This window comes from Streptomyces sp. NPDC087310, assembly GCF_044744405.1.
Taxonomy (GTDB): domain Bacteria; phylum Actinomycetota; class Actinomycetes; order Streptomycetales; family Streptomycetaceae; genus Streptomyces.
This window is the reverse complement of the sequence record NZ_JBIUYF010000002.1, coordinates 912,704-939,566: the sequence shown is the minus strand read 5'-3', so window position 1 is coordinate 939,566 and position 26,863 is coordinate 912,704. Positions and strand designations below refer to the sequence as shown.

General features: G+C 68.5%; 27 protein-coding genes and 1 CRISPR repeat array. Of the genes, 5 read left to right on the top strand and 22 right to left on the bottom strand.

Going from position 1 to position 26,863, the window contains the following annotated elements:
- Nucleotides 1–23: 23 nt before the first annotated feature.
- The 10 genes from ACIO3P_RS09845 to ACIO3P_RS09800 all read right to left on the bottom strand — a co-directional run bounded on the left by ACIO3P_RS09845 (nt 24) and on the right by ACIO3P_RS09800 (nt 10,029).
- A complete protein-coding gene (locus ACIO3P_RS09845; protein WP_401848180.1) occupies nt 24–860 on the bottom strand; it encodes an aminoglycoside phosphotransferase in 837 nt (278 codons plus the stop codon).
- Nucleotides 857–1,513: a histidine phosphatase family protein gene (locus ACIO3P_RS09840; RefSeq protein ID WP_401848182.1), complete on the bottom strand. Its 657-nt coding sequence runs from the start codon at nt 1,511–1,513 to the stop codon at nt 857–859. The genes ACIO3P_RS09845 and ACIO3P_RS09840 overlap by 4 nt, the downstream gene beginning before the upstream one ends.
- Entirely contained in the window at nt 1,510–2,271 is a 762-nt protein-coding gene (locus ACIO3P_RS09835; RefSeq protein WP_401848183.1) for a phosphotransferase, read from the bottom strand. Before ACIO3P_RS09835 ends, ACIO3P_RS09840 begins: the two co-directional genes overlap by 4 nt.
- On the bottom strand, nt 2,268–3,116 hold the full coding sequence (locus ACIO3P_RS09830; protein WP_401848185.1) for a class I SAM-dependent methyltransferase: 849 nt from the start codon (nt 3,114–3,116) through the stop codon (nt 2,268–2,270). The genes ACIO3P_RS09835 and ACIO3P_RS09830 overlap by 4 nt, the downstream gene beginning before the upstream one ends.
- Before the next feature lie 31 nt (nt 3,117–3,147).
- Nucleotides 3,148–3,657: a topology modulation protein gene (locus ACIO3P_RS09825; protein WP_401848186.1), complete on the bottom strand. Its 510-nt coding sequence runs from the start codon at nt 3,655–3,657 to the stop codon at nt 3,148–3,150.
- A gap of 96 nt (nt 3,658–3,753) precedes the next feature.
- The gene (locus ACIO3P_RS09820; protein WP_401848187.1) at nt 3,754–4,806 is read right to left on the bottom strand and encodes a hypothetical protein; all 1,053 of its coding nucleotides are present in this window, start codon (nt 4,804–4,806) and stop codon (nt 3,754–3,756) included.
- The gene (locus tag ACIO3P_RS09815; protein WP_401848188.1) at nt 4,803–6,521 is read right to left on the bottom strand and encodes a carbamoyltransferase; all 1,719 of its coding nucleotides are present in this window, start codon (nt 6,519–6,521) and stop codon (nt 4,803–4,805) included. Before ACIO3P_RS09815 ends, ACIO3P_RS09820 begins: the two co-directional genes overlap by 4 nt.
- A gap of 8 nt (nt 6,522–6,529) precedes the next feature.
- A complete protein-coding gene (locus ACIO3P_RS09810; RefSeq protein WP_401848190.1) occupies nt 6,530–7,480 on the bottom strand; it encodes a thymidylate synthase in 951 nt (316 codons plus the stop codon).
- A gap of 351 nt (nt 7,481–7,831) precedes the next feature.
- Nucleotides 7,832–9,325: a hypothetical protein gene (locus ACIO3P_RS09805; protein WP_401848192.1), complete on the bottom strand. Its 1,494-nt coding sequence runs from the start codon at nt 9,323–9,325 to the stop codon at nt 7,832–7,834.
- Nucleotides 9,322–10,029, bottom strand: a complete 708-nt coding sequence (locus ACIO3P_RS09800) for an HAD family hydrolase (protein ID WP_401848194.1) — start codon at nt 10,027–10,029, stop codon at nt 9,322–9,324. Before ACIO3P_RS09800 ends, ACIO3P_RS09805 begins: the two co-directional genes overlap by 4 nt.
- Here ACIO3P_RS09800 and ACIO3P_RS09795 point away from each other — a divergent pair.
- Nucleotides 10,028–10,363 carry a hypothetical protein gene (locus ACIO3P_RS09795; RefSeq protein WP_401848196.1) on the top strand — a complete coding sequence of 112 codons (336 nt, stop codon included), beginning with the start codon at nt 10,028–10,030 and terminating at the stop codon, nt 10,361–10,363. The genes ACIO3P_RS09800 and ACIO3P_RS09795 overlap by 2 nt on opposite strands.
- Here the strand turns inward: ACIO3P_RS09795 and ACIO3P_RS09790 are convergent, their stop codons facing one another.
- Nucleotides 10,364–10,801 carry an ATP-binding protein gene (locus ACIO3P_RS09790; RefSeq protein ID WP_401978135.1) on the bottom strand — a complete coding sequence of 146 codons (438 nt, stop codon included), beginning with the start codon at nt 10,799–10,801 and terminating at the stop codon, nt 10,364–10,366.
- A gap of 247 nt (nt 10,802–11,048) precedes the next feature.
- Here ACIO3P_RS09790 and ACIO3P_RS09785 point away from each other — a divergent pair, with 247 nt between their 5' ends.
- Nucleotides 11,049–12,296, top strand: a complete 1,248-nt coding sequence (locus ACIO3P_RS09785; RefSeq protein WP_401848199.1) for a helix-turn-helix domain-containing protein — start codon at nt 11,049–11,051, stop codon at nt 12,294–12,296.
- Nucleotides 12,297–12,353: 57 nt separating this feature from the next.
- Here the strand turns inward: ACIO3P_RS09785 and cutA are convergent, their stop codons facing one another.
- The 5 genes from cutA to ACIO3P_RS09760 all read right to left on the bottom strand — a co-directional run bounded on the left by cutA (nt 12,354) and on the right by ACIO3P_RS09760 (nt 17,517).
- Complete coding sequence (gene cutA / locus ACIO3P_RS09780) at nt 12,354–12,680, bottom strand: divalent-cation tolerance protein CutA (RefSeq protein WP_365813520.1); 327 nt, start codon at nt 12,678–12,680, stop codon at nt 12,354–12,356.
- A gap of 269 nt (nt 12,681–12,949) precedes the next feature.
- The gene (locus ACIO3P_RS09775) at nt 12,950–14,671 is read right to left on the bottom strand and encodes a relaxase/mobilization nuclease domain-containing protein (protein WP_401848201.1); all 1,722 of its coding nucleotides are present in this window, start codon (nt 14,669–14,671) and stop codon (nt 12,950–12,952) included.
- Nucleotides 14,668–15,294: a plasmid mobilization protein gene (locus ACIO3P_RS09770; RefSeq protein ID WP_401848203.1), complete on the bottom strand. Its 627-nt coding sequence runs from the start codon at nt 15,292–15,294 to the stop codon at nt 14,668–14,670. The genes ACIO3P_RS09775 and ACIO3P_RS09770 overlap by 4 nt, the downstream gene beginning before the upstream one ends.
- A 637-nt stretch (nt 15,295–15,931) precedes the next feature.
- Entirely contained in the window at nt 15,932–16,636 is a 705-nt protein-coding gene (locus ACIO3P_RS09765) for an ATP-binding protein (RefSeq protein WP_401848820.1), read from the bottom strand.
- Entirely contained in the window at nt 16,633–17,517 is an 885-nt protein-coding gene (locus tag ACIO3P_RS09760) for a hypothetical protein (RefSeq protein WP_401848822.1), read from the bottom strand. Before ACIO3P_RS09760 ends, ACIO3P_RS09765 begins: the two co-directional genes overlap by 4 nt.
- A gap of 257 nt (nt 17,518–17,774) precedes the next feature.
- Between ACIO3P_RS09760 and ACIO3P_RS09755 the strand changes: the two genes are divergently transcribed.
- The 3 genes from ACIO3P_RS09755 to ACIO3P_RS09745 all read left to right on the top strand — a co-directional run bounded on the left by ACIO3P_RS09755 (nt 17,775) and on the right by ACIO3P_RS09745 (nt 19,718).
- Nucleotides 17,775–18,056, top strand: coding sequence for a helix-turn-helix domain-containing protein (locus ACIO3P_RS09755; protein WP_401848204.1), 282 nt, complete (start codon nt 17,775–17,777; stop codon nt 18,054–18,056).
- A gap of 303 nt (nt 18,057–18,359) precedes the next feature.
- The gene (locus ACIO3P_RS09750) at nt 18,360–18,569 is read left to right on the top strand and encodes a helix-turn-helix domain-containing protein (protein ID WP_401848206.1); all 210 of its coding nucleotides are present in this window, start codon (nt 18,360–18,362) and stop codon (nt 18,567–18,569) included.
- Nucleotides 18,570–18,698: 129 nt separating this feature from the next.
- Nucleotides 18,699–19,718 carry a tyrosine-type recombinase/integrase gene (locus tag ACIO3P_RS09745; protein WP_401848207.1) on the top strand — a complete coding sequence of 340 codons (1,020 nt, stop codon included), beginning with the start codon at nt 18,699–18,701 and terminating at the stop codon, nt 19,716–19,718.
- Between the two features lie 313 nt (nt 19,719–20,031).
- Here the strand turns inward: ACIO3P_RS09745 and ACIO3P_RS09740 are convergent, their stop codons facing one another.
- The 6 genes from ACIO3P_RS09740 to cas2e all read right to left on the bottom strand — a co-directional run bounded on the left by ACIO3P_RS09740 (nt 20,032) and on the right by cas2e (nt 26,835).
- Nucleotides 20,032–20,583, bottom strand: a complete 552-nt coding sequence (locus ACIO3P_RS09740; protein ID WP_401848209.1) for a hypothetical protein — start codon at nt 20,581–20,583, stop codon at nt 20,032–20,034.
- 146 nt (nt 20,584–20,729) lie between these two features.
- The gene (locus tag ACIO3P_RS09735; RefSeq protein WP_401848210.1) at nt 20,730–22,991 is read right to left on the bottom strand and encodes a hypothetical protein; all 2,262 of its coding nucleotides are present in this window, start codon (nt 22,989–22,991) and stop codon (nt 20,730–20,732) included.
- A 54-nt stretch (nt 22,992–23,045) separates the two neighbouring features.
- On the bottom strand, nt 23,046–23,861 hold the full coding sequence (locus ACIO3P_RS09730; RefSeq protein WP_401848212.1) for a hypothetical protein: 816 nt from the start codon (nt 23,859–23,861) through the stop codon (nt 23,046–23,048).
- Nucleotides 23,862–23,963: 102 nt separating this feature from the next.
- The gene (locus ACIO3P_RS09725; protein WP_401848214.1) at nt 23,964–24,602 is read right to left on the bottom strand and encodes a Crp/Fnr family transcriptional regulator; all 639 of its coding nucleotides are present in this window, start codon (nt 24,600–24,602) and stop codon (nt 23,964–23,966) included.
- A 64-nt stretch (nt 24,603–24,666) separates the two neighbouring features.
- Nucleotides 24,667–25,158, bottom strand: a complete 492-nt coding sequence (locus ACIO3P_RS09720; RefSeq protein WP_401848217.1) for a hypothetical protein — start codon at nt 25,156–25,158, stop codon at nt 24,667–24,669.
- A gap of 1,033 nt (nt 25,159–26,191) precedes the next feature.
- A CRISPR array of direct repeats spans nt 26,192–26,464; the repeat unit is 29 nt; unit sequence GTGCTTCCCGCGCGAGCGGGGGTGAACCG.
- 56 nt (nt 26,465–26,520) lie between these two features.
- A complete protein-coding gene (gene cas2e / locus ACIO3P_RS09715; RefSeq protein ID WP_401785058.1) occupies nt 26,521–26,835 on the bottom strand; it encodes a type I-E CRISPR-associated endoribonuclease Cas2e in 315 nt (104 codons plus the stop codon).
- Nucleotides 26,836–26,863: the final 28 nt, after the last annotated feature.

Here is a 26,863-nt window from a genome sequence, read left to right as displayed (position 1 = left end):
AGAGGTGTCGTCGAAGAAGGGGGTCAAGTGAGCCGGGACAGGACGGTTCTCCCGTGCGCGCTGAGAGTGGAGTCGCACTCCTGGTGGCCCTTGACCAGGGCCGTGGCCGCCTCGATGGCGCCGAAGGACTCCAGGAGGCGTCGCTCGGTGTCGTTCGGCGGCCGCCCGTAGCCGTCGAAGAAGGCGGTGCGGAGGTGGGGTGCGGCTTGCCAGCGCCGGAATTCGAGCCGGGCGAAGTCACGGACGCGGGCGTCGCGTCGCATGTGCTCGAAGTCGAAAATGCCGAGGGTGTCGCCTATCAACCAGTTACGCGGCTGGTAGTCGAGATGGCAGACCGCACTGTCCATGTGGCTGGTGCCCAGGATCGCCGCGTGGTGCTTCAGCAGGTGCTCCTCGGCCGCGTCGATCAGCGCAGCGTGGGCGGCCCGGTCGATCCACCACTGGAAGCGCTCGGCGAGTGCAGCGCCGACGGCACCGCCCTGGGGCATGGAGGTAGCCCGGTGCAGCCTGCCGAGCACGAGGCCGGCCTCGTGGTGGGCCAGTTCCTCCTCGGGTGAGCCCGGGGCCACGGTGTCCGCCCGGTCGCCTGTGAGCGCGGTGAGCAGCAGGGTGAAGGTGGCGTCGTCGCGGCCGACCAGCTCCGGCGCATGGCCGGTCAGATGGGTGCCCCACGCGCCGTAGGCACCGAGTTCTCCGGCGTACCGGTCCCGCTTCGCGTGCTGCTTGGCGATGAAGTGACGTCCGTCGTCGGCCACCAGGCGCATGACCCGGGGCGGAAGCCGGGGGTCCGGTGCGATCTCGACGGTGCCGAGGCAGTGGTGCGCCAGTCGGATCCGGGGGTCGTCCGAGGTCGCGATCACGGGGTCGGCTCCGGAGTGAGGAGGCTGAGGTGCTCGGTGTCGTTGTGACGGTCGAGCATCCAGCGGTTCTGGCCCAGGCGGTTGCGGTGGTGTTGCCAACGGGTGATGGAGGCGTGGTTGTGGGTGAAGCCGGCCGGCGAGCCGATCGGGATGCCGAGCAGCAGGGTGTGTGCGGTGATCACCGTCTCTCCGTGGGCCGCGAAGACGACGCGCTTGCCGTGGTTCTCTTCGATGAGCTGGTTCAGGTTCCTGCTGGCGCGCTTCAGGAACCCGTTCCAGGTGTCGGAGCCGGCGGCCCAGGGCGTGTCGGGATGCGCGTGCGGTCCGCCGTCGGCCGCCGTCTTCACCGCGTCCCAGGGTTGGCCGTCGGCATCGCCGTGGACCGGGCCGTCGAGACGGTCGTCGTGGCGCACCGGGATCTGGAGCGTCTGGGCGATGATCTCGCCGGTCTGGACGAGACGGATCCGTGGGCCGGTGTAGACGACGTCGAAAGGCTTCTTCAGGTGTTCGGTGGCCAGGCGGCGTGCGGCCTGTTCGGCTTGGGCGTACCCGAGGTTGGTCAGGCCGGTGCAGGTGCGCGGGCCCCCGACGAGGCCGTCGGCGTTGCACTGGGCCTGGCCGTGCCGGACGAAGACGAGTTCGGTGGTGATCATGAGGCTCCTCGGTGGCTGAAACGGAGGTGCAAGCTGTAGCGGTAGCCGTTGCGGCCTACGTACGGGGCGGTGAGCACGGCGTGCAGGCCCAGGAAGCTGTCGAGCTGGCCTCGGTCCGTCGTGCCCAGCCGGGCGTCGTGGCGTAGGGCTGCCGCGTTGTACGCGAGCAGGGCGGTTCTGACGGCTCGGTCCGAGAGCGGACCGTAGGTCAGGTGGAGTGTCGCGATGAGCTTGGCGAGGTCGTAGCCCATCGGGGCGAGGGACAGGTCGTCGGTGTCGACGGCGACGATGTCCTGCGTGTTCGTGACGATGAAGTTCCGCGGGTTGCTGTCCTTGTAGAAGGCCCACGGTCCCTGGGCGGTTGCTTCCAGCAGGCCGAGCATCGCGTGCAGGGCTGCCTTGTTCCGCAGGTAGCCCTGGTCGTGGCGTCGCCGTAGGGCGAGCTTCCGGGGGCCGAGGTAGTCGTCGAACGTCATGCCGTCCTGGAAGTGGTGCGGGGTATCCAGCGACGCGGACCGCAGGTCGCTGGCCCAGGCGGCACCGTGGGCGTGGCCCAGCAGTTCCGCCATGCGCGGGAGGTCCTCGGGGCGTACGGAGCGGCCCTCGATCCGTTGGAACGTCAGGGTGTCCGGTCCGGCGGTGTGGAGTGTCGGCTGCCGCAGCGGCTTGGCGTGCTCGGTGATCCACCGGTAGTGGCGCACAGCCGCCGCAGCGCGCTCCGGTGTGGCGTAGTGCTTGGTGAAGGGCGTGAGGGTCATGCCGGCCGTCCCTCGATCGGCTGGGCGACGACGAAGGTAATGCGGGACCGGGTGGTCAGCGGCTGGTCGGGAAGGAATTCGTGCAGGGTCGCGGCCAGGGCCCCGGGGTTGCCGTACAGGCCAGGCGCGAGGTCGTACTTGGGGTTGGTGGCCAGGTACTGAGCCGTATGGTCATGGCCCTCGAAGGTGAAGACGTGCTCCTCGTCCAGGACGGCGATCACGTCGAGCGAGGAGGAGGCCAGGTCGGCGAGGTTGCCGCTGTGGACTGAGGTATAGAGGCTCTCGTGCTGGGCGGCTCGCGGATCGAGGCCGGCGGAGGCGACCAGCTGGTCCATCTCCTGGTAGCTGTCGACGCCCTTGGTGACGAGCACGGCCAGACCCCCGGGGGCGAGGACCCTGGCGATCTGCGCGACGACGTCCTCGGGGTGCGGCGAGTGGTAGAGGCAGAACGCGGCGACTACGACATCGCTCGACCCGGCGGGCAGCGGGAGGTCGTGGAAGTCGCCTTCGACGAAGTCCACCGTGCTGTCGGGCAGCTCCTTGGCGCGCTCGCGGGCCTGGGCGAGCAGGGAGGAAGCGGCGTCCAGGCCGACGACGCGCTGCGGCCGGAGCCGCTCGGCGATGACGAGGCTGCTTGTGCCGCGACCGCAGCCGATGTCGAGCACCACGCCGAGCCGTTCCGGCTTCGGGTGGTGGGTCTGCACCAGGGTGACGATCGTCTCGGGCACGGGGCGGCCGACGGTCTTGGCGCGCATCAGGGTGCTGGTCCGCCCGGCCAGCCGCGAGGCATGCCCGTACAGCTCCCGTTGCCGGGCGGGGTCCAGGAACGCGTTGGGCTTGTTCATGCCGCGCCCCCTGACCGGGGGCGCGGGCCGGTCAGGACTGCTCGGCGGCCACATTCCGCAGCCAGCGGCGCGTCTGGCGCCGGTTGGCCAGCAGCACCACGTCGGCGCCGGAGCCGAACTCCTCGATCTTCGCCATCACGCGCGGCCGCATCTTGCGCCGGTACGTGGCGACGTACTTGATCACGCCCCAGTGGATGCGGTTGTGCACTCCGTTGCCCTTGTGCCCGGCACCGTGCCGGATCTGGCGGGAGAAGATCCCGTACAGCGCCGCCACGGTCGACACGTCCATCAGGACCACCGTGTCGCAGGCTTCGAGCCGTACCTGCAGCGTCGAGTTGTAGTTGCCGTCGATCACCCACCGCGGCTGCGCGACCAACTCGCGCTGCACGTCCGTGAACTTGTCCATGGGCAACGCGTTCCACTCGTCGTCGTAGAACGCGGCGTCCAGGTGCGTCACCGGGGCGTCGAGGATCGTGCCCAGCTCGCGGGCCACGTGGGATTTGCCGCTGCCTCCGCAGCCGACGATGGCGACCTTCTTCATGGTGCTCCAGCGTAGAGAGATTCGAGTGTTCGGCGGACCCATCCTCCGGGACACGCCCGGATGCTCTGGGCGCCGTGGCCTGTCGAGCGGTCTGCATCAGCCAGCTCCCCGCTCGGTCCTGGGGGCCTGGACGAGGCCGTGCATGACGGATTCCAGGGTGTTGACCTGCCTGTTCAAGCCGAACAGGCGCAGGCGGTCCACACACCCGGCGATCAGGTCGGCATGCTGCGCGGTGCCGGCGATCTCGCGCAGGTAGGAGAGGCGTTCGAGCACATCGCTGCCGGAGTGCACGACCAGTTCCTGCGGGACGAACCGGTCAGCGAAGCGGATGTCCGCCGGGGCCAGCGGCAGGCACCCAGCGAGTACGGCCTCGAAGATGCGCTGGGTCATCTGCCCGACGGCGGCGTACCGCTGAGGCAGCATGAGCACCGTGGCCAGGGACCGGCCGTAGACGCCGACGGCAGCCTCGAACGGGATCCGGCCCACGAAGCGGACGTGCGGCCAGCGGTCGGTCTTCGTCCACTTCCCGGCGACCAGGTGCTCGACGCGGGCGGCGGCCGGGGCGAAGAAGCGGTCGAAGGGATCGTCGCGGTCGTACTGGTTGCCCACGTAGCCGAGCACGAGGTCCCGCCGCTGCGCCGCGAGGGCCGTGGGGTCGGCCTGGGCGACGAGGTCCTCGGCCACGGGGAAGAGGAGAGAGCGCGCGCCGGGGGTCGGCGCGAGGGCGGCCTCGCAGACGCGGGTGTGGGCCGTACGGCGCCACACGCTCTCGGCGCGTAGGGTCCGGTCCTTGTCCCAGATCACGGTGGGCGTTCGGTGCCGGACCGTGTAGTGGTTGATGAGCTGTGCCTGCCGGTGGAGGTCGCAGGTGTGCCCCTCTGTCCCGCAGACCGTGGTGTTGCGCCCGGGGATCGCCCAGCGCCACTCCAGGAACAGGGCGTCGATGCCCGGGAGGCCGTCGTCGAAGGTGTACGCGTCGCCGAGGTCGTCGCCGGCTTCGAGGCGATCGCGGTCGGCCTGCAGGAAGACGATCTCGTGACCGCGGGCGAGGAGGGCGTCGATGAAGGGGTGGCGGTGGCTGCGACCTCCGTCCGGGGTGTCGGTGACGCCGTTGCCGAGGAAGCCCCAGAAGCTGTATCCGATCTTCACTTGGTGATCCACCGCCCTTCGAGGAGCAGGGCGTCGAGTCCGGAGTTGGCCAGGCAGTCCAAGGCCATTTCGGGTGTACCGCAGATCGGCTTGCCCTTGACGTTGAGGGACGTGTTGATCAGCACGGGTACGCCGGTCCGATGGCCGAAGGCGGTCAGCACCGCGTGCATGAACGGGTTCTGTGACCTGGTGACGGTTTGCAGGCGGGAGGTGCCGTTGGCGTGCACGATGGCCGGCACGCGCTCGCGCGTCTGCTCCATCACCCCGGAGGCCATGGACATGTACGGCGCCGGCTGACCGAGCGTGAAGAACTCGGCGGCGCGCTCGGCCGGGACCATGGGGGCGAAAGGCCGGAACGGTTCGCGGAACTTCACGGTGGCGTTCAGCCGCTCGACGACGCCGGGTTCCAGCGGGGAGGCGAGGATCGAGCGGTTGCCCAGGGCACGCGGCCCGGCTTCGACGCCTCCCTGGAACAGTCCGGCGATCGTGCCGTGGGCCAGCTGGTCGGCGAGGAACTCCGCGGACTCGATGCCCAGGGTCTTCTGGTGGAGGCCGGGCCAGGGGGTGAGGTCGAGGGACTGCTCCTCGTAGGAGGGGCCGAGGTAGCAGTTGCGGGCGATGCCGGCGACCGGGCGCGGGCTGCGCCCATCGAGGTGCACGGCGAGGGCTGCCCCGATCGCGGTTCCGGCGTCACCCGGTGCCGGCGGGACGAACACCTCGTCGAAGATGCCAGCCTCGATGATCTTCCCGATGCTCACGCAGTTCGTGGCGACTCCGCCTCCCACGCACAGGCGCCGGGAGCCGGTGAGCACACGGGCGCGACGTGCGAGGTGGACCATCACCTGTTCGGTCCGCTCCTGGAGGGCAGCCGCCAGGTCTCGGTGGACGTCGGTGAGCGGTTCGCTCGGGTGCCGCTCGGGGCAGGTCTCGGCGACGAACCGCCGGGATGTCCTCGGGTATCCCGACGTGAGGGTGCGCGTCGGGAAGTAGCCGGGGTCGATGCGGAAGCCCGTGACCGTCGTACGAACGGCTCTTGCGAACAGGTGGCGGAAGCGGGCGGGGTCACCGAGGGCGGCCAGAGCCATGACGGTGCCTTCCTCGTCGCCCCGCCGCCAGCCCAGGTGCTCGGTGACGGCGCCGTACACGTACCCGAGGGAGGCCGGGTCGTTGATCGCTTCCAGGGACTGGACGCGGGGGCGACGAGTGCCGTGGCCGTGGGCGATGGTGGTGGTCTGCCGCTCGCCGAGGCTGTCGACCACGAGCACGGCGGCTTCCTCCCAGCCGGAGGCGGTGAAGGCCGTGAGCTGGTGGGCGCGGTGGTGCAGAACCGGTGTGACGTGGGCCGAGGGGAACTGGCTGCCGAGGACACGCAGCCGCCGCCGGGTACGCAGGGCGACCTTGGCGAACCCCTGGGCGCGGGCCAGGCTCCGGTCGCGGGTCGTCGGCGAGAGGGCCATGCACAGGGCGGCGGGCGACTCGGCGAGGTAGCGGGCGGGCTGGAAGTTGTAGGCGACGGCATGCACGTCGGTGGCGCGCAGTTTGGCCTGGTCTAGAAGCCACCCCACGGCGCGGGCCGGGTAGAGCTTGGTGTGCTTCTGCTCGGAGAGGCGCTCCTCCTCGACGAAACCGACGAGTTCACCGTCCACGAGAAGGGCGGCCGACGAGTCGTGGGTGTACGAGCACAGGCCCAGGACGATGGAAGGTGTGCGCTTCATGGCGGCGGTCACCTTGCCCCGGCCGTCGCGGCGCGCTTGGCCGAGCGCCGCTTCAGCTCTCCGTACCAGGCGGTGAGGGCCTGGCCGAGGGGTCCGTCGATCGTGTCGGCCGCGCGCCACGCCTGCTCGTGCTTGCCGTCCTTCCACAGCCGGTAGCTGCGCAACGTCTCGGCCATCGCGTCCCAGCCGGGGTGGCCGGTCACGTCGCGGGCCTCGACCTGGGCGAGTAGACCGGCGAAGCCCGTCCAGGGCGTACGCAGGTCGGGCATGATCGGGCTCGCCGAGAGCGAGGTCAGCGCGTCGGCCAGCTCGACGTGTTCGTCGTAGATGTGCATCGAGCCGATGTGCAGGTGGAACTCGCCGAGTTCCGCATCGAGCCACCCGGCGACCAGCTCGTGCAGCACGGTGTAGAAGAACACGTCGTACGGCATGCCGATCCACACGTCCTGGCCGCGCATCGTGGTCGCCATATGCAGGCGGCCGGCGCGCAGGTGGAACCGGAAACCGAGGGTGCAGGGCACGTCCTTGTGCCCGGAAGAGTCCTGGACCGGGTCGTAGAGCTGGATCAGGGCCCGCCGGGAGTCGGGGTCCGCCTGGAGGATCTCCACGACGCGGGCCAGCTGGTCCACCTTGCCGGCCCAGTTCCGCATCCTGGGTCCGTACGCACCGAGGAGGACGCCGTCGTCGGCGAACTGCCGCAGCCGGTTGTTGTAGTCGAAGATCCACGAGGCGTCGGATCCGGACAGATGCCAGACCGTCTCGGCTACAGCGAAGGCCGGATTCACGATTCGGGACGGCGGTGCGTAGAGCAGGCGGGCGCGCGGCTGGGTGAGCAGCAGGTGGACGTCACGTACTTCGCGGGTGGCCATGCCCCGTGGGCTGACCTTCTCGCCGGACTTGGCCAGCGTGACAGCGCCGGCGAACAGCTCGGCCATGCTGTCGGCGGTGAGGTGTGTCATCGGACGGATACTCCTTCGTCCTGAGGCGACGCAGAGGCGCCCGCATTCTGGTGGTTGAAATCGGCGGCCTTTGGGACGGATGCGGCGCGGTCGGTGATGAGGCGAGCGATCCGAGCCGCGCTGTCGCCACGCCACCGGCACACCGCGTCCAGGGCCGCCTGCCTGTTCGGCGTACGTGCCTCGCGTACGCCGGAGAGCACTTCGGCGACGTCACCGGGGTCTTCGCACCGGGTCGCGAGTCCGTGACCGGCCAGGTCCAGCGTGCGTTCGCCCGGCGGGCCGATTTCGAGTACGGGGACGCCGAGCAGCGCGGCTTCGATCCCGCATGTCGAGTACGCGCTCGCCAGGGCGTCAGCGCCGGCGAGGCAGCCTCGTGCCCCGACCCGGGGATCGGCCACCGCGACGGGCGGCCCGCCGTTCCGCTTCACCAGAGTGGCGAAGGCGTCGGCTCCCTGCGCCGGGTGTGGAGCGATGACGAGACCCCAGTCGCCGTCCGCCTCGGCGAGCCCGTCCAGGAGGAGGCCCGCGTGGGACTTGAGGTGATCGGGGTTGAAGGGCTGGCAGGCCCACACCGCGATCCGGGTCGGCGCGCGCCGGCCCCCCCGGAGCGAGCAGCTTCTCCAGGTACCGCCGCTGCGCCTGGCGGCTCAGGCCGGCGAGGACGTCGAAGCGGGGCTGCCCGAGTACGTGCACCTCGGCCTCGGGGTGGCGGGCCCACCCTCGGCCCAGGGCGAGGTCCCGCTCGCCCATGACGATGATGTCGCGGCTGTGCAGGGCCGGCCAGGCGACCGATTCCGCCGTCCACGCACCGTGCTGGACGTACACCGAGTTCGCCCCGTGCCGCTCGGCGGCGTGTGCGGCCAGCACGCCCAGGGGGCTGGTGTCGTTGCTCAGCAGGACGGTGTGCGGCCGGGTGGTCGACAGAATGTCGTCGAGCCAGCTCTCCGCCCGCACCACCGTCCGCCACGACGGCTGGGTGCAGCCCCCGCTGGTCTCCAAGAGCACGGACAAGAGCCGGACGAGCCGGGCGAGTTGGACGCCGTGGCCTCCCACCTGGACGACGTGCTCGTCGTCGGGACGGTGGAGGCCCTCGGCGGTGCCGGAGAGGGTGAAGAGGTCGCTCGGAGCCGAGCGCAGCTCCATACTCGTTACCGGTCCCGCGCTGCACCGCTCGGTGGCATCGGTGGCGAGATCGAGCAGGAGACTCTTCTGCCCGTCGCGCGCCAGTTCGGCGAGAACCGGGGTCAGCGTGGCAGCGTGGCGGGAGGTCCACGACAGCGCCAGAACGTCCTGCCGTCCGAGGTCCGAGGGGAGTGGACTCGGCTCCGTGTTCGCCGTACTCGTCCGGGCGCGGTTGCGGAGCTGGGCGGAGCGGGTCGGGTTGTGCGGTGCCGCAGCACCGAGCACGTACGCGACGCCGGACCACGTCACGGTGTAGGCCAGGTACTCACGCGAGCTGCTCGAACGCAGTCCCACGAGTCCTTCGTAGGGGGCCAGGGTCAGGGGCCCTGGGGCCGAGGCGAACGGCGCCCATGCGTTCAAGGCCAAGAGCTTGCGCACGATCTCGGCGACGAAGCGTCGCACGGGGACGTGCTGGATGTGGAGCCAGCCGGCTCCGCCCGGGGTGGAGGCCAGCGTGGCGCTGTAGCGGTCGACGGCATCCATGACGTCTTCGACGCCGGAGCGCAGTAACTGCTTGTCGACGGTCGTCGCTTCCAGGTCCGTGGTGTGGATGTGGTCGGTTCGCGCCTGCGCCAGGGCGCCGGTTCCGACGAGAGTCCACGTCGGCTTGCCGGCGTTGGAGGACCGGACCAGGCCGAGGCCGCCAGTCGTGCGGGGACTCACACCGTGCTCCCCTCGACGAGCTGCTTGGCGGGTAGGAGGAGGCTCAGCAGTTCCTTGGGCGAAGCGGCCGTCTCGGGGGTGGGAGCCGTCGGCTGCCCGTAGCCCCATGCAGCGTGTACATAGGGGACGCCGGCGCGTGCGGCGGACTCCTGGTCGACTGCCATGTCACCCACGTAGACGGCGGCGGCGGGGTCGACTCCCAGGTCGACCAGCGCCAGGAGGAGCGGGTCCGGGGCCGGTTTCGTCCGGCCCGCTCCGGCAGGCGTGCGGATGGTCGCGAAGGGACACCCGAGGCGCGCAAGGAGCGGGGCCGCCCGGTCGACGTGCTTGGACGTCACGACGCCCAGCCGCCAGCCGGCGGCCACGAAGGCGTGGAGCGTCTCGACGATGCCATCGAACTCCTGCGCGAGGTGCGCGGTGGCGACGGATTCCGCTTCGTACGTCCGGCGGACTGCCTCGGTGTCGGTCACGCCCAGTCGCCGCATGATGTCGCCGAACTCGCGCCCCAGGTGGCGCTCGTAGTAGCGAAACGGAAGGGCGATGCCGTGCAGCTCTTGGACTTTGCGCCACGCCTTCCGCATCACCGGACGGGTGTCGAGTAGGACGCCGTCGAGATCGAGAAGAAGAGCGCGCGACGTGCTGTCGCTGGTTGGGATGCTGCGCGTGGGCGGAGCTGGTGGCGATTCCGGAACGGGAACGGTCATGGTCGTCCTTGTCGTCAGGGATGGCATCCGTGCTTCAGAGGGCCGAAAACGGGTCGAGTTCGCACTCGGAGTACTGGTCCGGTCCGTCGGCATCCTCGAAAACCGCATTGAGCAGCGCCACATGTATGCGGTCGTGCTGGCCTCGGGACCGCAGAGCGCGTCCGTGGCCGAAGAGGTGGTCCACGCCTTCACGGCCGTGGGGTCCTTCATGAAGCTCTTCGCGTCCTGCCGCAGCACGGCCGGTGTGAACAATCCGAGGTCGAGGCCGGTGCGCCAGAGATCAAGCCACTACTGGCACATCGGAAGAGGACCCGATTTCTCCTCCTTGGCGTGATCAGAATGGTTGCGCACCCAAGTCGGATTCACGGGGTGTCAATGCGTCGAAGCCAAGGTTGGCTGCGTCGTGCGGCGACTTGGGGGTGCCTCCGTACGGATGGGGATGACCGCGTATGTAGTCCGGCCGCCGTCGGCCACGCCCCACCGAAGTCACACACGCGACGAGGAGCAGTCCTCGCCCGCCGTGGTCGTTGGCGCCTGTACGTCGCCGTCTGGCCGGGGCGAAGCTGCCGTCCTTGACCTCGATCAGGAGCTGGTAGTGGTCGTGCCGTACCCGCAACCGAACATCCCCAGAGCCGTGGCTGATCCCGTTGGTCACCAACTCTGAGACGACGAGCAGGGCGTCTTCCGCCGGGCCGTCCGGCAACGCCCACTGCCTCAGCGCGGTGGCTGTGGTGCCTCGTGCTTGAGCGACGTGGACACTTGCCGGCTCCATGACCATCTCGAAGACGCCAGACGTCAGCGGACACCCCGAGGGTGGGGTGCCGGCGACGGTGATCCCGCCGGCGTTTCTCTCAGATCGGGGCGACGGTGCTGCCCGGTGCGTGGTCATGTGCCCATCGCACCGCGGCCTCGGGATTCGGAACAGGGGAAACCTGAGGGGGGAAAACTTGTCAAGGGGGGAAAGGAAGCGGGGAGTTGGGGAGAGGATTGGGCTGCGCCCACAGATAGAGGTCAGACTCATGGCAGCAGATCCGTTCGCCGAGCTACTCCGTCAGCTGCGTCGTAACGCGGACCGATCGCAGGACGAGCAGGCGGATGCGATCAACGCGGCTTCCGGCCGGGCGACGGTGACTCGCCGAGAGGTGAGTCGGTACGAGAACGGCGAGAACGTCCCTACAAATCACACACTGGGACATATCGCCGCTGCCTGCGGCGTCCCGTTGGATCTGCTGCTGCACGAGGCGAAGGCCGCCCGAGCCAGGCGGCGGCGGAGGAGGGACGAGGTTGAAGGGGAGGACCTGGACGACGTGAAGCGCCGAACGCTGCTGGGGGGTGCCGTCGTGGGTGCAGCTGCGGCTGCTGAGCCGTGGGGTCGACTCGCCTACGCACTCAGCAAGGGGGCCAGGATCGACCCCGAGTCGGCGGGCGTGCTCATCGATCATGCGGCCCGGTTGCATGTGGACGAGCTGAGCGAAAGCGCGCGCAGTCTGCAGAATCGGGTCGAGTCGCACCTGGACGCGATCACCGCGGCTCTTCCCCGTGCCGGCACTCGTGAGCGAGCGCTGACCATTGCAGCGGGGGAAACCGCAGCTCTTGCCGGGTGGGTCGCTTGGGATCTTGGGGAGCATGACAGGGCTGCCGCCTATTACGGGGTGACCTCGCAGTGCGCGAAGACGGCCGGGCATCCCCCGCTGCGCGCCTTGGCGCTGGGCTACGCGAGCTACGGTGCCGCCGCTCCGGCCAAGGCGCTGGAGATGCTGTCTCAGGCAGCTCAGGATGTGCGCGGGCGCGGTAACGCGACCGCTGCAGCGTGGGCCTTGGGACGGTACGCGGAGGAAGCGGCTCAATCAGGGGACGACGCCGGCGCTCTCCGAGCCCTGGAACAGGCGCGATTCGCTTACGACTTCGCCGACCATAGGAGTGAGCAGGCGTGGGTCCGTTTCGTGACGCCGTACCGGATGGACTCATTGACGCTCTCGGTGTACGGCGAACTCAAGCGCCAAGAGCTGACGGCCACAGCCGACTCCGCGGTCGAGCGTCTGGGCAAGGAGCTGCCCGACTCCGGAGTGGTTGTCCTCGGGGACTTGGCGTCTGCCCTTCTGCGCGGTGGCGACGTAGACCGCGGGGCCTACGTCGCGCACCAATTTGCAGCGGCAGCGGAGTCCAAGCCGAACACCATGGGGCGTCAGCGGGCGCAGGCCATCGTCGCCTGGCTCCCCGACACAGAGCACGATCTGGGCAGCCATCTGCTGGCGTTCGCGTCGTGAGCCGTCCTGGCGTGCAGGCTCGCAGAGGGCGAGGCACTGGGTGGCGTGCCCGCCCTCCTACTGCGGGTGCGTCTCGTCGACCACCCAGGACAGGTACGCCTCCGACCCTCCGGTCACGGGGAGCGTGACCCACTGGGGGACGTCATACGGATGCTTCTCGTGCAGCCACGCCTCCAGTGCTGGGAGGCGGTCCGCTGACGTCATGTACGAGATGCGCCACTCCTGCGCCGCTTCGACCTTGCCCTTCCACCAGTAGAAGGCGGTTATGGGCGCGTCGATGTGAACGCCCGCTGCCAGCTTGCTCTCAACCGCGCCGCGGGCGAGAGCCTTCGCCTGATCTTCGTTGTCACTGGTCGTCTGCGCGATCACGATCTCGTGGTCCATGCGGCTACCTCTCCAGCTGGGGTACCGCGACCCTATCCAGATGTCCGACACAGGCCGGCGGGTGGTAGTCACCAGGTGCATGTCATGCACTTCCGACACCCAGGGGATGAGCCCCGCGTCGGCGCTGTGAATGCCCCGCAACATGACGAGGCTTCGGTCCGGAAAGGGTGGCGACCTTCGCTCCATCACGAGACGTCATCCCGGTCGGGGCACGCCGAAAGACCGAACAGCGTTGTGACGCAGGGCCCCGAGTCAGACGGCAGTGCAGGTCATGGTTGACGTCTCGACCTTCGAGAAGGTCGTCGGCCCGGTCGGGCTGCCGTTGCCGGTGCGATGGGGACGCCGAGGGTGGCGTTTGCGCTGGTGGACAGCTCTGCGACCCGGCGTAGTCGCCATACGAGTACGTCGCTTACGGAGTCCGCCGTGCCGAGTTCCCGTCGTGCCGCGGCGTCGGTCAGGAGGGCTGCCGGGTCGTGGCCGGCTGCTTCGGCGTCGGTGAGGGTGGCGGCGAGGGCGTACCAGCCCGGCTCGGCGAGGATCCGGCTGGCCAGTTCGGGCACGGCCTCGTGCACCACCGTGCTCTGCTGGTTCAGCCGGGCGCGGCTCAGCTGTCGGCCGCGCCGGTACATGCTGTCGAGGGGTTGGGCGGCGGCGGTCTGGTAGGCGGCGCGCAGGTGTTCCGCAGCGCGGTGTGCGGCGGCAGCCTGCTGGGCGTGGCCCTGCTGGGCGTGCCAGTGGCCGGCCGTGGTGATGAGGAAGAACAGCATGTCGATCGCCATTGCTGTCGTCGCGCCGTCTTCGCCGCGGCCGAGGGCGGGGCCGCCGTGGACGAGGTCGCGGGCGGCCTGGCGCAGGGCGCGGTCGTGTCCGCGCTCGGCGCGGACGTGGGAGCGGGAGGCCCGCTCGAAGGCCCGGGCGGCGTCGCGCAGTGCGTGGCGGGTGTGGGCGGCGGACGTCTGCGCCAGTGCGTCGAGGACCTCACCGGCTGCGGCGATGTGTCCGGCGGCCAGCGTGTCCTCACCGTGCTCGACGACCAGGATGGCTCGCCAGGCGGCGGTGGCGGTGCGGCGGCGGGCGGCAGCTGCGGTGGGCGGTGTCTTGCGTCCGGTCGGGTCGGTCGGGCTGGGGGAGGTGGCAGCGTCTCGGGCGGGGGCGTCGGTGGTCCAGCGTTCTCGGATGCGGGGGAGGGACAGGTCCGGCGCGAGGCGTGCGCCGGGGTAGAAGACGGGTTGGCCGTCCTTGTCGCGGTCGTCGGGGAGGGCGACCTTGTAGCCGAGCAGGTCGCCGGAGGGCGCGGCTCGCTTGCGGATGAGCAGACCGGCGGCGGCCAGCCGGTCGAAGAACTCCTCCTCGCCTGCTGTGCCGGCCACCGCTCGGCGTGCCGTCTCGCGCAGTTCCTCCCGCGCGGTGCGTTCCCGACCCAGGCGTTGAGCCTTGTGGCGCTCGGCGCTGGTGGGCCGCTGGGCGGCGGTACCGTCGCCGGGTGTGACCCGGTGGAGGCCGTACTCCTTCTCGATCAGCCGACATTCGGCCTGGGCGCGTTTGCCGGAGCGGTAGTCGTCGGGGCGACTGCCGTCCTCGCAGACCAGGGTGGCGATGATGTGGATGTGGTCGTCGGCGTGGCGCACGGCGGCCCAGCGGCATCCGGGCCGGCCGTCACCGGGGTCGATGCCGGTGGCGGCCACGATGCGCCGGGCGATCTCCCCCCACTCTTCGCCGCTGAGTATCCGGTCGTCCGCCGTCGCGCGCACAGAGGTGTGCCAGACGTGCTTGGCGGGGCGGCCGTGCTTCGGCAGCGCATGGACGGGCTGGTCGAGCACGGCTTGAAGGTCCTTGAGCGTGGCGTTCGGGGCCCGGCCGGGATCGGGGGACATGCCGTCGAAGGAGGCGACCAGGTGAGGGTCGGTGTGCTCCTCGCGTTTGCCGGGGCCGTAGAGGTAGGTGAGCAGGCCGATCGTCCGGGAGCCGGGTGCGTGTACACGGGGGATCACGAAGTGCGCCGCTCGATCAGCCGGGTACAGGCGTCGTGGTTAGCGTCGGCGGCGTGCCGCGTCGCGGCGATGGCTGCCCAGAGTTGTGGGGTGGGCTCGGCACCGGAATTGAGGGCCTTGACCGCCTGGTTGAGGTTGCTGCCGATCCAGCCGAGCTTGCGACGGCTGTCGAACAGGGCGGTGATCACTTCTCGCTCGTCGGCTATTTCTGCGCTGGTGCGGTCGAGGTCATGGGCGGCGGCGAGGGCGGCGCGGGCGAGGAAGCCGGCGACGGACAGGTTGCAGCGGGCGGCGGCAGACTTGATCACGGCGAACTCTTCGTCGTTGAAGCGCGTGTTGGGCTGGTGCAGGCGCTTCTTATTGCGCGGCTGACGTGGACGCTGACGGGCACGGGCGGCGCGCTCGCGGTGACTGCGGCGCTCGGTCTGCTCCTTCTCCTGCCCCGGCTTCGATCCGCCCTCGGTCGAAGCCCGAACCTGCGCCTCCCGGTGCAGGTCCCCTCCCGCCCCTTCGGGGACGGGGTCGGCGGAAGCTACGCTTCCGCCCCAACTTGCTGCGCCTGGGGCTGGGATGGCCGTGCTGTGCTGCTCGTCGTCGGGGGTCTGCGGATGCGGTTGATGCATGGAGTCCTCCGAAGAGTGTCTGTGCTGGCGGTGAAAGGCGCGAGGGTGTGGGGGCGGGCGGGACGGTCCTCGGGTGGCTGGCGGTATCACGGGGCTCAGGGACCGCGGTCCCCACTGCGTTCCTCAAGGCGCGGGCGCGAGGGGACCGTGGCGCCAGCCCGGTCCCCGGTCCCCGGTCCCCGGTCCCCGGTCCCCGGTCCCCGGTCCCCGGTCCCCGGTCCCCGGTCCCCGGTCCCCGGTCCCCGGTTGGGGAGGACGGGGAGGTAGTTTCGGTTCCCTTAAGCGGCTGGTGTTGGGTCGTGTTCCGGGGACCAGCGCGCTCTTGGGCCGTTGGCCTGCTGTTGTCCGGTGTCTGGTCCCCGGTGTCCGATCGGTCCGTTGGGGACTGGTCCCCGGTGGCTGCTTGCGGTCCCTGCGTGGTGGTCGTGTTCGGTCCCGGGACGGTCCCCGCTGTGATCGGCGATCGGTCCCCAGTGAGGGATGGGACGGTCCCCGATGCTGACGGCGGTCGTTCCCCGGGACCGGTCCCCACTGTGGCCGGTGACCGGTCCCCGGCCTGCGGTGTTCGGTCCGCGAGGGGGCTCGGAGCTTGTTGCGGCTTGCTGGGAAGCGGAGCGTTCCGCTCGGAACGGGTGGTTCACCCGAGGGTGCGGCGTCGGCGGTCGGGGCCGGTGAGGATGACGCGTTCGGTCATTTCGGCGAGGCGGGAGGCGACGCGGTCACCGAGAGTGGCGCGGAGGTCGTCGGTGGGAAGGTTGGTGGTGATGAGGGTGGGGAGCAGGTGTTCGTAGCGGTGGTTGATGAGCCGGTAGGTCAGCTCCTCGGTCCACTCGCTGGACTTGGCCGCGCCGAGGTCGTCCAGGAGCAGCAGCGGGGAGCGGGCCAGAGCCTGCATCTCGCGCTCGGTGTCATGGCCAGCGCGGGGGCGCAGGCGGGCGTGGAGGTCGGCGCTGGTGATGGCTTCCCAGCGCAGCCGGACGCCCCGGGAGAGGAGGGCGCGGATGGCGCCGTATGCCTGGTGGGTCTTGCCGGTGCCGGTGGGCCCGACGATCAGCAGGGAGCCGCCCTCGGCGATGCCGGGTGCGCCGGCCGGGCCTGGGCGCCCTGCCCGGGCGATCCGGTCGGCCCAGGCGGTGATCTGGGGGTGGTCGGCGAGCGCGCCGCGGTAGCGCGCGGGTATGCGGGTGTCGGCCAGCTCCAGGGCGGTGACCGGTTCGTCGGGCGGGGCCACCGCCGTGGCTGCCGGGTCGATGCCGCGGGCGGTGAGGAGCGTTTCAAGGCGGGCTGCGACGGCACCGACGGGCTGCGGTGGGCGTCTGCGGCTGCCAGTGGCGGTGTTCAGAGCTGCCCTCCGTAGGCCGAGGCGGTGTCGGCGGGGTTGGTCCACGCCTGGCGTGGGGTGCTGTGCGAGGGGCCTGCGTTCATGACCTCGTTGACCAGGCTGGGCAGCAGGCTGACGTCCAGCCCCTTGATCCGCTGTCGGGTCAGCGCGGCGCGGACATCGTCGGTATCCATACCGTCGGCGAGCAGGGCGCGGACCTGACGCTCGAGGCGGGTCAGGAAGGCGGAGGGCGGCTTCTTGGCGCACACATCGACGTACTCGCTGATGAGGACCTCGGCCGAGACGGGCGCGGGAGTGGGAGCGGGGACGCTCCCGCTCCCCGATCCAGATCCTAGATCCATGATCCTAGGTCCTAGATCCGGACCGTGAGGGCTCACGGAGCCCTCCGTGAGCCCTCCGTGAGTCGACGATGAGGACTCACCACATCCCGTCTGACCTGTGGCTTCCTCGGCGGGCGGGCCTGCCGTGCCGCCGTGAGTGCTCATGGAGTGCTCCGTGAGACCTCCGTCAGTCCTCGGTGCGGGCCTACGGGCGAGATCGTGGTGCGGGCAGTCGGGATGGCGTAGGCCGCTGGGCCGGTTGATCTTCTGGTGGCGGGCGAAGGTGACGATGTGCAGGTAGCGCTTGCCGTCGCCGCCCTGGTAGCGGCAGATCAGGCTGGCGTCGTGGAGCTGGGTGAGGTCCTCCTCGACGCCGATGGGGCCGTGGTCGGGGCGCAGCGACCACAGCAGGCCGGCGATGACCGCGGCTTGGTCGCGGAACCGGCCGTGGTCATCGGCCTGCGTGAGCAGCCCGAAGAAGGTCCGCTCGGCGGAGAGGGACACCATCGCCAGCGACTCGGAGGAGAACGCTTCGGGCTTGATGGTGCGGATACGGGCGATGTCGATCGACCACCTTCGTCGCGATGTGGAATGCTTCCCGGCATCGTGCCGGGGCGTGTGGACAACACAGCCACACCCACGGCGCATAAGTCCAGAGTTGACTCTAGAACTCTGTACTACTCGCGCCCGGGGCCGGAAAACCATAACCCCGAAACAGCAGCCGGAAACAGGGGGCGGATTCCGACCCCTCCCCCGTATCGCTCACGGCAGACACCGAACCGCTTCCCTCGCTCGGGAAAGCAAGCTACAACACACCAATGCCGCCACGCCCTCTCGAAATCGGCCCCGCCGGACAAGCCGCCGCACAGGCCATAACGCGCCTGCGCGCCACTCGCGGCTACTCGCAGCGCCGACTCGCCGACCGCGTCACCGACCTTGGTCGGCCTCTCACCTTCACCCAGCTTTCGCGTATCGAACGCCAGGTCAGACGCTGCGACGTCGACGACCTCACGGCCATCGCCGCCGCCCTCGGAGTGGCCCCGCAGGCACTCCTTGGTCATGCCGACGCACCCCTCCAAGGCGGAAGCGGCGGAATATAGCCGACGATCGCCGGTTGGCCAAACCGGCGATCCTCCGGACCATTAAGAGCTCCGGAAATACTCGTCCGCGCTGGCCTGTTATGCGCCGATCCCTTAACGGAAGGATGTCGCTCCTTGCGTACCCAGCACTCGATATTCTCGCCCCGCCGCATGAGGGAGATCCGTTTAAGGTGTCCTTTCTCGCCAATGCCGAGTGGTCGGTTCTCTGAGAGTGCTGCCGTGCTTACGTCAGTCGGCCCATGACCGCCAGCGCCCTCCGCATGCTTACTTCCCTCAGTCTCGTCCCTTTCGAAGGACTCGCCCATGCCTTCTCGTCTGCTGTCCGTGCCTGCCGTCGCTGACCTTCTGGACGTCGACCGGCGCACCGTGTATCGCCTCATCTCGGCCGGAGAGCTTCCGGTCGTCGACCTTCGCACCGGAGCCGAGCGCTCCAGAGTCCGTATCCCCGTATCTGGCCTAGAGGACTTCCTCACCAGCCGCTCCGTCGCGAAGCCCCCGGCGAGCAGTCGTTGACAGCAGCCGCACCGCACCCGCGCCCCTTCTGAGAAAGAGGTCCCCACGTACCTGCGCAAGCTGTCCTCCGGTAAGTGGCAGGCGACCGTACGGAACCGCGCGGGAGACCGATTCAGTGAATCGTTTCCCTTGAAGTCGCAAGCGCGCGCCTGGGGTCTGGAGCTGGAGACTCAGTTCGCCCGCGGAACCTTGAGGGATCCGCGCGCCGGCGAGATCACCTTCCGCGAATGGCACGACCGCTGGTGGAAGGCTCGCATCGTCGAGCCGCACACTCTGCGTGGCGACGCGTCCAGCATCACGAACCACGTCCTGCCCTACCTCGCCGATTGGGAGATGCATGCCCTGACCCGCATGGACATCCAGAGCTGGATACGGTCCCTGACCGACAAGGGCACAGGCGCGGCGGCGATCAAGAGGGCCTACAACCTGACGTCATCCATCATGCGTGCGGCAGTCGACGACGACATCATCGCCGTTAGCCCCTGCCGCAGCATCGACCTTCCGGCCCTCGCGGTCAAGCCACCCCAGTGGTTCACCGTCGACCAGGCGCAGAGTATCCTCGACGCTCTGCCGGGAGCCTGGCGGACCGTGTGTCTGCTCGGCTTCTACACTGGCCTCCGCTGGGGTGAACTCTCCGGGCTTCATCATCACCGCATCGACCGACGCCGCTCCCGCGTGTTCGTGGTCGAGGTCAACACCAAGAGCGGCATCAAGGAGTATCCCAAGAGTTCGAAGAGCCGCCGCGAGGTGCCGCTGCCGCCGCACGTGCTGGAGGCACTGGAACGGCATGTCCACGGGTTGCAGCGAGACGCGCTGGTCTTCACCACCGTCACCAAGGGCCGGGCCGGACGCCGTCTCGACGACGGCAACTGGCGCCGCCAGACGTGGTGGCCGGCACTCGGCAGCGCCTACCACTTCGACACCGACGGCGAACTCCGCCTCGTTCCACACCACCCGCCTCACTCCATGCGTCATACCTGCGCGTCGTGGCTGGTGCAGAACGGAGTATCGCTCTACGAGGTCCAGCACCTCCTTGGGCACGAGAGCTTCCAGACCACGCAGCGGTACGCCCACCTGCAGCCGGACGCGCACAAGGCCGTCCTCGGTGCTTGGGAGCGTCTGGATACTCCGTTGACCATTGCCGCATGAATACGTCTTCGCCCCGTCCTGCACGGACGGGGCGAAGACGTCTGTGTGTTTGCAGGATGAACAGGTCAGGGACACCCGTCGGTTGGCTCGTCTTTCCTGGATGGGGCAGAGTGCGACCGGACATTGGACTGCTGGTCGGGGGTGGCGGCGGCTTGGTGGCCGTGGAGTCGGTAGACCATGTCGTCGGGACTGCGATACAGGCGGGCTTGGCGCCAAGCAGCGTCGTAGGACAGAGGGGTTGTGCTGCGCTGTTGAATGAGCAGGGCTCGGAGGCTGGTCAGGGGGGCCAGCAGTGCCCGCCACAGGACGAGCTTCATGGATGCGCCCTTCGATACGCCTCGTCGGACTCAGGCATGTCCACCGGTCCGGTGCTGTTGGGCAAACTGCCGCCGTTGAGCGCCTTGAGAGAGTCGGACAGCACGACCATGGCTTGCTGGCGCTTCTCGATGTTTGTGAACCCTTGGCCGACCTGCTCCCACTGCGCCAGGAGCGGGAACCACCAGCGGTCGCAGGAGTAGATCAGTCGAGCAAGGCGCTGGAGCTCGGCGACGTGTTCGTCGCCCAGGGTGTCGGCGGCGCGGTGTTCGAGTCGGTCCAGGACGACGAGGTCCGGATGATCGTAGAGGTTCTGCTTCAAGAAGCGCAGGCGGCGGATGCGCTGCTCGTCCGCCATCCTCTGTGCCAGTAGCTCGTGTGCTGCCCTGGGCAGCCTGAGAGCCGCGTAGACCTCCAGCAGGCGGTAGTTCGGGGCGCGGCGAGGCAGACAGCTGAGGGCGGCGTTGACGGCGTCTTGCGCGGCCGACACATCCGTGGCTTCCAGACGTGCCGCTGTCTCACTGGCCTTCGCATGCACGGCGGTGCGCACTGTCTCCTCCACATTGGGAGGCACACGCCAGAGCGGTCGCCAGGTGATTGTGTACACGGCCTCAAACACGATGCCATCGGTGGCACTGTGCAGCAGACGCGGCTGGACAGACCGACTAGTCTGGCCTGCGCGGAGCCATGGCCACCTCATACGAGGTTCTCTTCGAGCGGGAACACCGTGCGCAGACGGCTGTCAACGAGGTGGTTGTAGAAGTCGTCGGCCACGCTGACGCCCTCAGCAGTGGAGACGCCGCGCAACTCGTTCATGAGCTTCATGCCGGCCTCGAACATGTTGTGGCCGCGCAGAGCAGGCAGGAGTTGGTCGCGCAACTGTGTGTAAGCGCTAGGATCGTCGGCGCAAGATCGGATCCAGTCCGTAAGCCGTGAGATGACTTCGGAGGCGGTTTCCGATGAGGAGAGCAGGTCGTGTACGGCTCGCTGTACGTTGATGTCCGTGGGAGGGGAGCAGACGAGCTGGGGTGTGCCGTCGTGGCGCACGGTCATCAGTGCGAGGAAGGCCAGCGCGCCACTCCGGGCGGAAGAGCCCTTGCCTTCCTGCCAGCCCTGGACTTCCCGGACCAGACGATGGGCCACGGTGGGATTTTGGGCCAAAGCGTCGAAAGCGGACAGGATCTGGCTGGCTACGGTGGTGTCAGTGTTCTTGTGTGCGGCGCGGCGCAGGCGCACCATTGCCCGCTTGGCCAGTGAAGTGTCGACGGAGGACTCCTCAAGGACGCGTCGGCACAGTGCAATCACGGCAGGCGCGTAACTCTTCTGCTCCGCCCACCCGTACAGCGCCTGCCACGCGAGGCGTCCGACGTGTTCGTTGCGCACGGCGCTATCCATGACCGCGCCGAGTACCTTTGGATGACTGCTGCCAACGAGTTCGCCCAGAGTGGTGAGGTAGTCCACCGTTCCGTGCCGTACAGTCAGCTCGGCCAGCGCAGCCACTGCGTGGTCTTCGGGGTCGTCGCCTTGGGCTGTCGCGACGAGCCAGCTCAGCAACGGCTTGCGCATGACGTCGTAGTTGTCCCAGACGTACTCCAGGACCGCGCGTCCGTAGGCGGGTCGGTCGAAGACCACGGTGTCATGCAGGTCCACCCGGCCCCCGACATCTTGGATGCGCCGGCGCGTTCCCCGTCCGGCCAAGGCGCTGAGGGCCGGTGAGGATCCTGCCGCGGCGCCCGGAGCGTCGGGGACGTCCTCGATGGCTTTCAGCAGGGCGGCCGCACTGCGTGCGACTACGGGCATGGGCGCGGACTGCTGCACGGCCATGGCCAGCAGCAGACAACGGTCCTCCACCGGGAGCGAGGGGTTGTCGCGGGTGTGCGCGCTGTTCATTTCGCCGAACCTGCTGTCGAGTTCATCTCGCCAGTCAGTCAGAGCCGCGACGATGCGGTCTTCCAGGGTGACCGAAGCTCCGTCCTCGCCGTCGATCTGTACAGGCGATTGCCGGGAACCGGCTTCGATGTGCTCCTTCCAGGCCATCGCGGCAGCGTGAGCGGCCCGTACGGCCGCCACTGCCGTCAGCCCCCGCAGGGAAGCAGTGGCTTTGGAGAGGGAGCGCAGCGATGTGACCAACTGCCCGTAGCCGGAGGCGTTCAGATGCGCCTCGACCAAATTCCCCGCATCAGGTGCTTCCCGCAGACGAACTACTTGGATGCCGTCACGATCGCTTAGGCGATGATCCTTCCAGAGGTCCTGTGCCACGGTCAGTGCCAGATAGGAACGGCAGTTCCGGAGGTTGGTGGCGTGCTCCGACAGGGCGTCGAGGAAGTCGATGGATACCTGATCATTCTCTGGATGCTTGAGGTCAAGCTGGTATGCGTAGCCCCTCTCCAACGGCAGGCGCCCTTTGCTGGGGGTCTGCCAGTCCGCGTCGAGTTTGACGACAGCGATGTTGCTGGCGGTGTGCTCGGCCAGCAGTCGCAGAGCGAGGGTTGTGGAGCCGCATGAGCGGGGCGCCACAATGATGATCACGGGTTGGTGGGGGCGGCTCGTAGTGGGATTGATGATCTGCTCCCAGACCGTCTCCCAGTGCGCGCTGCGAACGAAAGGCTGATCGAGCAGCTGCTCGCGGCTTTGCTCGATGCCCTCCAGCAAGTCCCGCTTTCGGGTCTCCAGGATCAACTGTTCGATGACGTTGGCGACTACTTCGGGGTCCCCGTACACGTTTGTTGCTGCACCGTCGGTCTCGTACAGGCGCGGTGTGGGTGGCACAAAAGCCGGTGATGGGTGAGCCGCGGAGTCGGCTGGGGCGTCGGGGTCCGCGTCCAGCCGGTCGGTAGCGCCGATACCGGGACGCAGCCGATGCAGCCAGCCGACTGAGCCATTGGAACGGTTCTCGCCAGCCTCGCTGGTCGGCGGGGTGGTGTCGGAGCGCGTGGGGTCGAACGGCGCGTCAGACATATGGGAACTCCATGGTGAGTGTGTGAAGAACGGCAGGGCGGGTAGTAGGACGCCTCACCGCTGGCGACGGTCGATCCGCACGGTGTCGATGCGATCGGCGATGGTTGCGTCGCTGACCTGACCGTGGAACTGGAACGTGCCACCGCGGCTGGGAGCCGGTGTCGCCGGGCCATCGCTCGGTTGGGGGATAGGGGCGGGAGCGGCAGTCGGCGCCACGGCGTCGGTGAGGTAGGGGCGTACGGCAGGTCCGGTCAGGCCCGGCACGTGGATCCGGCAGGGTTGCTCGAATTCGGACTTGCCGCTGACGTGGGCAACCGCCTCAAGGAAGTTATGTGGCCCCAGGTCCGGCGTGCGTCCAGCGTGAACGGTGCGCTGATAAACCATCTCGGAGAGCGCGGCCGCAAGGAAGGCGCCGCTGCCCTTCGCGGCGAACAGCGCCTGGCGGGTCGCCTGGCAGTCGAGCAGCCGGGCGGTGTCATTGATGGCGTCACCGCGATGGTCGGGCAGGGACAGCGGGCCGGCGTGCACACTGGCCCGCAGCCGCAGGACGGGACTACTGGCCAGCCGCTGCTGCTCATAGCGCACCAGCGCCGCGTTGAGCCGGCCCAGCAGTGGATCCACGAGCCGTGCCAGCACCGAGGGCGGAAACAGCAAGATCGCCCCGTCGCCGCTCTCCTTGTAGCCGCCGGGCCGTTCCTGTGGGTCGGGCAGCCCGCACTCGGCAAGCACGGTCGCCAAGATGTCGTCCACGTCGCACCGGGCGGCGGCCATTTTCGCTTCGGGGATCTGGCTGTATTTCTCCATGTCGACTGCTACGAGGGCGACTTCGGCGGGAACGTCCAGAGGGTCTGTGTGCAGCGGCGCATTCATTGGCCACCGTCCTTTCAGCACGGGCTGTCAGAGAAGTGCCCATGCTGATCGGGCGGAACGGCCGTCGCTGCCCAATAGTGGGCACACCCGACGTGCGGCCTGTCACGCCTGCGTACGTGCGTGCGACTGAATCGAATGGATGTCGCGAACGAGGAGCCCGCCACCAGAGGTGGTGCGGACCCAGTCCTGCTCGCGCCAGGGCTTGAGGGCGTTGACCACCGCATTGCGGGAAGCGCCGATCATCTGGGACAGCTCTGTCTGTGTCAGCCGTACGGCGAGATCCGACGCGGAGGTGGATGCCGTGTCGACCAGCCGGGACAGGGCTGAGGCCAGGCGCAGCGGAACAGAGGCAGTGGCCAGTTCGAGCCGGACGGCCTCCGACTCCCTGACCCGGGCGATGGCATGGCGTAGCAGAGGGGCGAGCAGATCGTGCTCTTGAACGAACGTGAGGAAGGCGGCGGCCGGGATGATGCGGATTTGGCAGGTCTCGGCGGCGATGACCGTGGCGGTGCGAGGCTGGGAGTCCAACACGGCCAGCTCCCCGAGCAATTCGCCGGCGCCGCGCACGGCAAGAAGCGCTCTCTCCCCGCAGCCCCCGGACAGAGTGATCAGTGTTGACCCGGATTCCAACACGATCACGTGCGTTGCTGGATCTCCCTGGCGGAGCATCACACTCCGAGCGGGCCTGATCCGCTGCGGTGCAAGCGTCGTCAGATGCGTCCACAACTCGTCGCCGATCACCCTGGCATGCGACCGATACACACGTCCCCCTACTGCGCGGCCCCGACACACTCAGGCGATCGTCTCAACTAACCAGAATATTGCTCAATAGGCATATTCCAGCCATCACGAGGGCTGCCAGGGCAAAGTCGGCGGCCAGGCGGGCTGCTCGCAGCTTCCTGTCCGCCAGCCAGGCAAGCACGTGAAGTCGGCGGGCCTCGACATGCTGTTCAAGCTCCACGCGGGCGATCGCACTCACATCGATCCGGTGGTCTACTAACGCCTCGCCAACCAATTCGGCATGCAGTCCCACTCTGGGTACCACGGGACGCAGCGTGACCAGCGCAGCCGCGATCGAGGCCATCAGCAGCAGGCACATCAAGACCAGAGGGAAGATTCCGATCAGGGGCATGCCGCGTGTACTGGACAGGACGGCGACCCCGGCAGCCAGCAGGCCGCCGGCGATTCCGCACAAGGCTGTCGCTTTAGTGTCCGCCCGTTGCACCTCGACGAAGGCGCGTTCTGCGTGTCCCTGTAATCGCTCCGTCTCCGTCGGAACATTGCTTGGCTCGTGCATACCGCCCCACACCCCTCCGTAGCCGTCGTACGCTCTTCATGGCAGTGCCAGCCTGCTCGCAGTTGCCGGGCGGCGATGCCTACCGCAGGGCACGAGGGGTGGTGGGTGCCTCACTCCGCGGTCTTCCGCGGCCAGTCACGTAGGTGAAGGTCGGTGTCGGCAAGGCAGCGTCACTGTCCTGCCCAGCAGTACATCCATCGGTGGTGACGTTTCTGGAGGGCGCAATGGTGTAGGTGGTCACCACTGGCTGGGCGTTGGCGGGCGGAAGCCGGCACATGCTTCGGGTGTGACGCCCGTCTGACGCTCTGGGTGTCCGAAGGACCGTTTAGTGCGGCTCTAAAAGGCTCCTGACCTGCCAGTATGTCAGGCCCACCTCCTCCTGACGTCGTTCCGATGACGCACCATGTGGAGTGCGTGGCGATCCTGGAGCCGGTGGGGAAGGGTGCCTGAACTGCGGTTTTGCCTGTGCTCGTTATGTGCGGTGTGGCCGTCACGGGCGATATCTTGACGCTCATTTTGACGCTCGTTCTGATGGGCCGTCAGTCGTTTTGAGCCGCTGGTCAGCCGGTCTGTTGACGGGGTCGGCGTGGCGGGTTGTCGAGAATTTCGTGGTGCCAAGCGGCCTTACCCAGCCACATGTATGGAGGGCCCAGCAGATTCTTGGTCTGCGGGTGATGCAGGGCTGGTGTGCAGGTTGACCTGCTTAATTGCTCAACTTGGATGTGGATGATGGCTGCTTGGTCCGTGCATGGTTCGGATCTTGGTCCGCACTCTGGGCTTGGACGAGGATCCAGGGGCGCGGACAGCTCTGCTTGCAGAGCGGCTTCCGTGTAAAGGGGCCCAAGGCCGCCGAGTGGCTCTGGTGCGAAATGGCTGGGTTGTGGGCTCTACGTACCCCCGAGTTTTCGGTGTGCTGATGGCCCCGTGGCTTCAGCCGGTACTTCAGCAGGCAGGTCTGGCATTATGAGTGGTGATGTTGAGAGATGGCAGTCAAGGAATGGCAAAGCGCCTCTGAAGCCGCAGGTCGGGAAGAGTGCTTCCCGCGCGAGCGGGGGTGAACCGTAGCTCATCAACGGTGCTCCGGGTGTTGGGTGGTGCTTCCCGCGCGAGCGGGGGTGAACCGTGGCGCAGGATCACGGCGTATCGATCCGAGATGTGCTTCCCGCGCGAGCGGGGGTGAACCGATCTCTATGTCCGTTCCGGGCTCGATCCTTGTGTGCTTCCCGCGCGAGCGGGGGTGAACCGGCGATCTCGAACCCCAGCGGGGCCGCGCCGAGGTGCTTCCCGCGCGAGCGGGGGTGGATCGGTGCATTGGGGTATTTGAGGTACGAGAGGCATGTGCTTCCGTCTGGGGCGGGGCAGCTATTGCGTCGGCGTTTTCTCTTCTCCCTCTGGGGCTCTGAACTCAACGAGTGTCAGTCCGTCGAAGTCGACCGGTACTCGTCGTCGGTCGCCGACTGTGTGGAGTGTGAAGCCTTGTTCGTTGGTTTCCGGGTGGATGAGGGTTGCGGCGCCGGGGCCGATGGAGGCTTGGACGATGGACCAGAGTTCGTTGCGGACGCGGGCGGACAGGGTTCCCACGTAGAGCCCGGGTGTGGGTTCGAGCATCCAGCGGGTGAGGGCGCCGCGGACGTGGTCGGGGATGGCGGTGGTGGAGAGCACGGTCATCGACGGCATGGTGTTTGCCCCTCGCAGAAGCTGGAGT

Coding starts and splice junctions, on each gene's coding strand:
- ACIO3P_RS09840 (WP_401848182.1), bottom strand. CDS start 1,513: ATGATCACCACCGAACTCGTCTTCGTCCGGCACGGCCAGGCCCAGTGC.
- ACIO3P_RS09835 (WP_401848183.1), bottom strand. CDS start 2,271: ATGACCCTCACGCCCTTCACCAAGCACTACGCCACACCGGAGCGCGCT.
- ACIO3P_RS09830 (WP_401848185.1), bottom strand. CDS start 3,116: ATGAACAAGCCCAACGCGTTCCTGGACCCCGCCCGGCAACGGGAGCTG.
- ACIO3P_RS09825 (WP_401848186.1), bottom strand. CDS start 3,657: ATGAAGAAGGTCGCCATCGTCGGCTGCGGAGGCAGCGGCAAATCCCAC.
- ACIO3P_RS09815 (WP_401848188.1), bottom strand. CDS start 6,521: ATGAAGCGCACACCTTCCATCGTCCTGGGCCTGTGCTCGTACACCCAC.
- ACIO3P_RS09810 (WP_401848190.1), bottom strand. CDS start 7,480: ATGACACACCTCACCGCCGACAGCATGGCCGAGCTGTTCGCCGGCGCT.
- ACIO3P_RS09795 (WP_401848196.1), top strand. CDS start 10,028: ATGGTCGTCCTTGTCGTCAGGGATGGCATCCGTGCTTCAGAGGGCCGA.
- ACIO3P_RS09800 (WP_401848194.1), bottom strand. CDS start 10,029: ATGACCGTTCCCGTTCCGGAATCGCCACCAGCTCCGCCCACGCGCAGC.
- ACIO3P_RS09790 (WP_401978135.1), bottom strand. CDS start 10,801: ATGGAGCCGGCAAGTGTCCACGTCGCTCAAGCACGAGGCACCACAGCC.
- ACIO3P_RS09785 (WP_401848199.1), top strand. CDS start 11,049: ATGGCAGCAGATCCGTTCGCCGAGCTACTCCGTCAGCTGCGTCGTAAC.
- cutA (WP_365813520.1), bottom strand. CDS start 12,680: ATGGACCACGAGATCGTGATCGCGCAGACGACCAGTGACAACGAAGAT.
- ACIO3P_RS09770 (WP_401848203.1), bottom strand. CDS start 15,294: ATGCATCAACCGCATCCGCAGACCCCCGACGACGAGCAGCACAGCACG.
- ACIO3P_RS09755 (WP_401848204.1), top strand. CDS start 17,775: ATGCCGCCACGCCCTCTCGAAATCGGCCCCGCCGGACAAGCCGCCGCA.
- ACIO3P_RS09750 (WP_401848206.1), top strand. CDS start 18,360: ATGCCTTCTCGTCTGCTGTCCGTGCCTGCCGTCGCTGACCTTCTGGAC.
- ACIO3P_RS09735 (WP_401848210.1), bottom strand. CDS start 22,991: ATGTCTGACGCGCCGTTCGACCCCACGCGCTCCGACACCACCCCGCCG.
- ACIO3P_RS09730 (WP_401848212.1), bottom strand. CDS start 23,861: ATGAATGCGCCGCTGCACACAGACCCTCTGGACGTTCCCGCCGAAGTC.
- ACIO3P_RS09720 (WP_401848217.1), bottom strand. CDS start 25,158: ATGCACGAGCCAAGCAATGTTCCGACGGAGACGGAGCGATTACAGGGA.
- cas2e (WP_401785058.1), bottom strand. CDS start 26,835: ATGCCGTCGATGACCGTGCTCTCCACCACCGCCATCCCCGACCACGTC.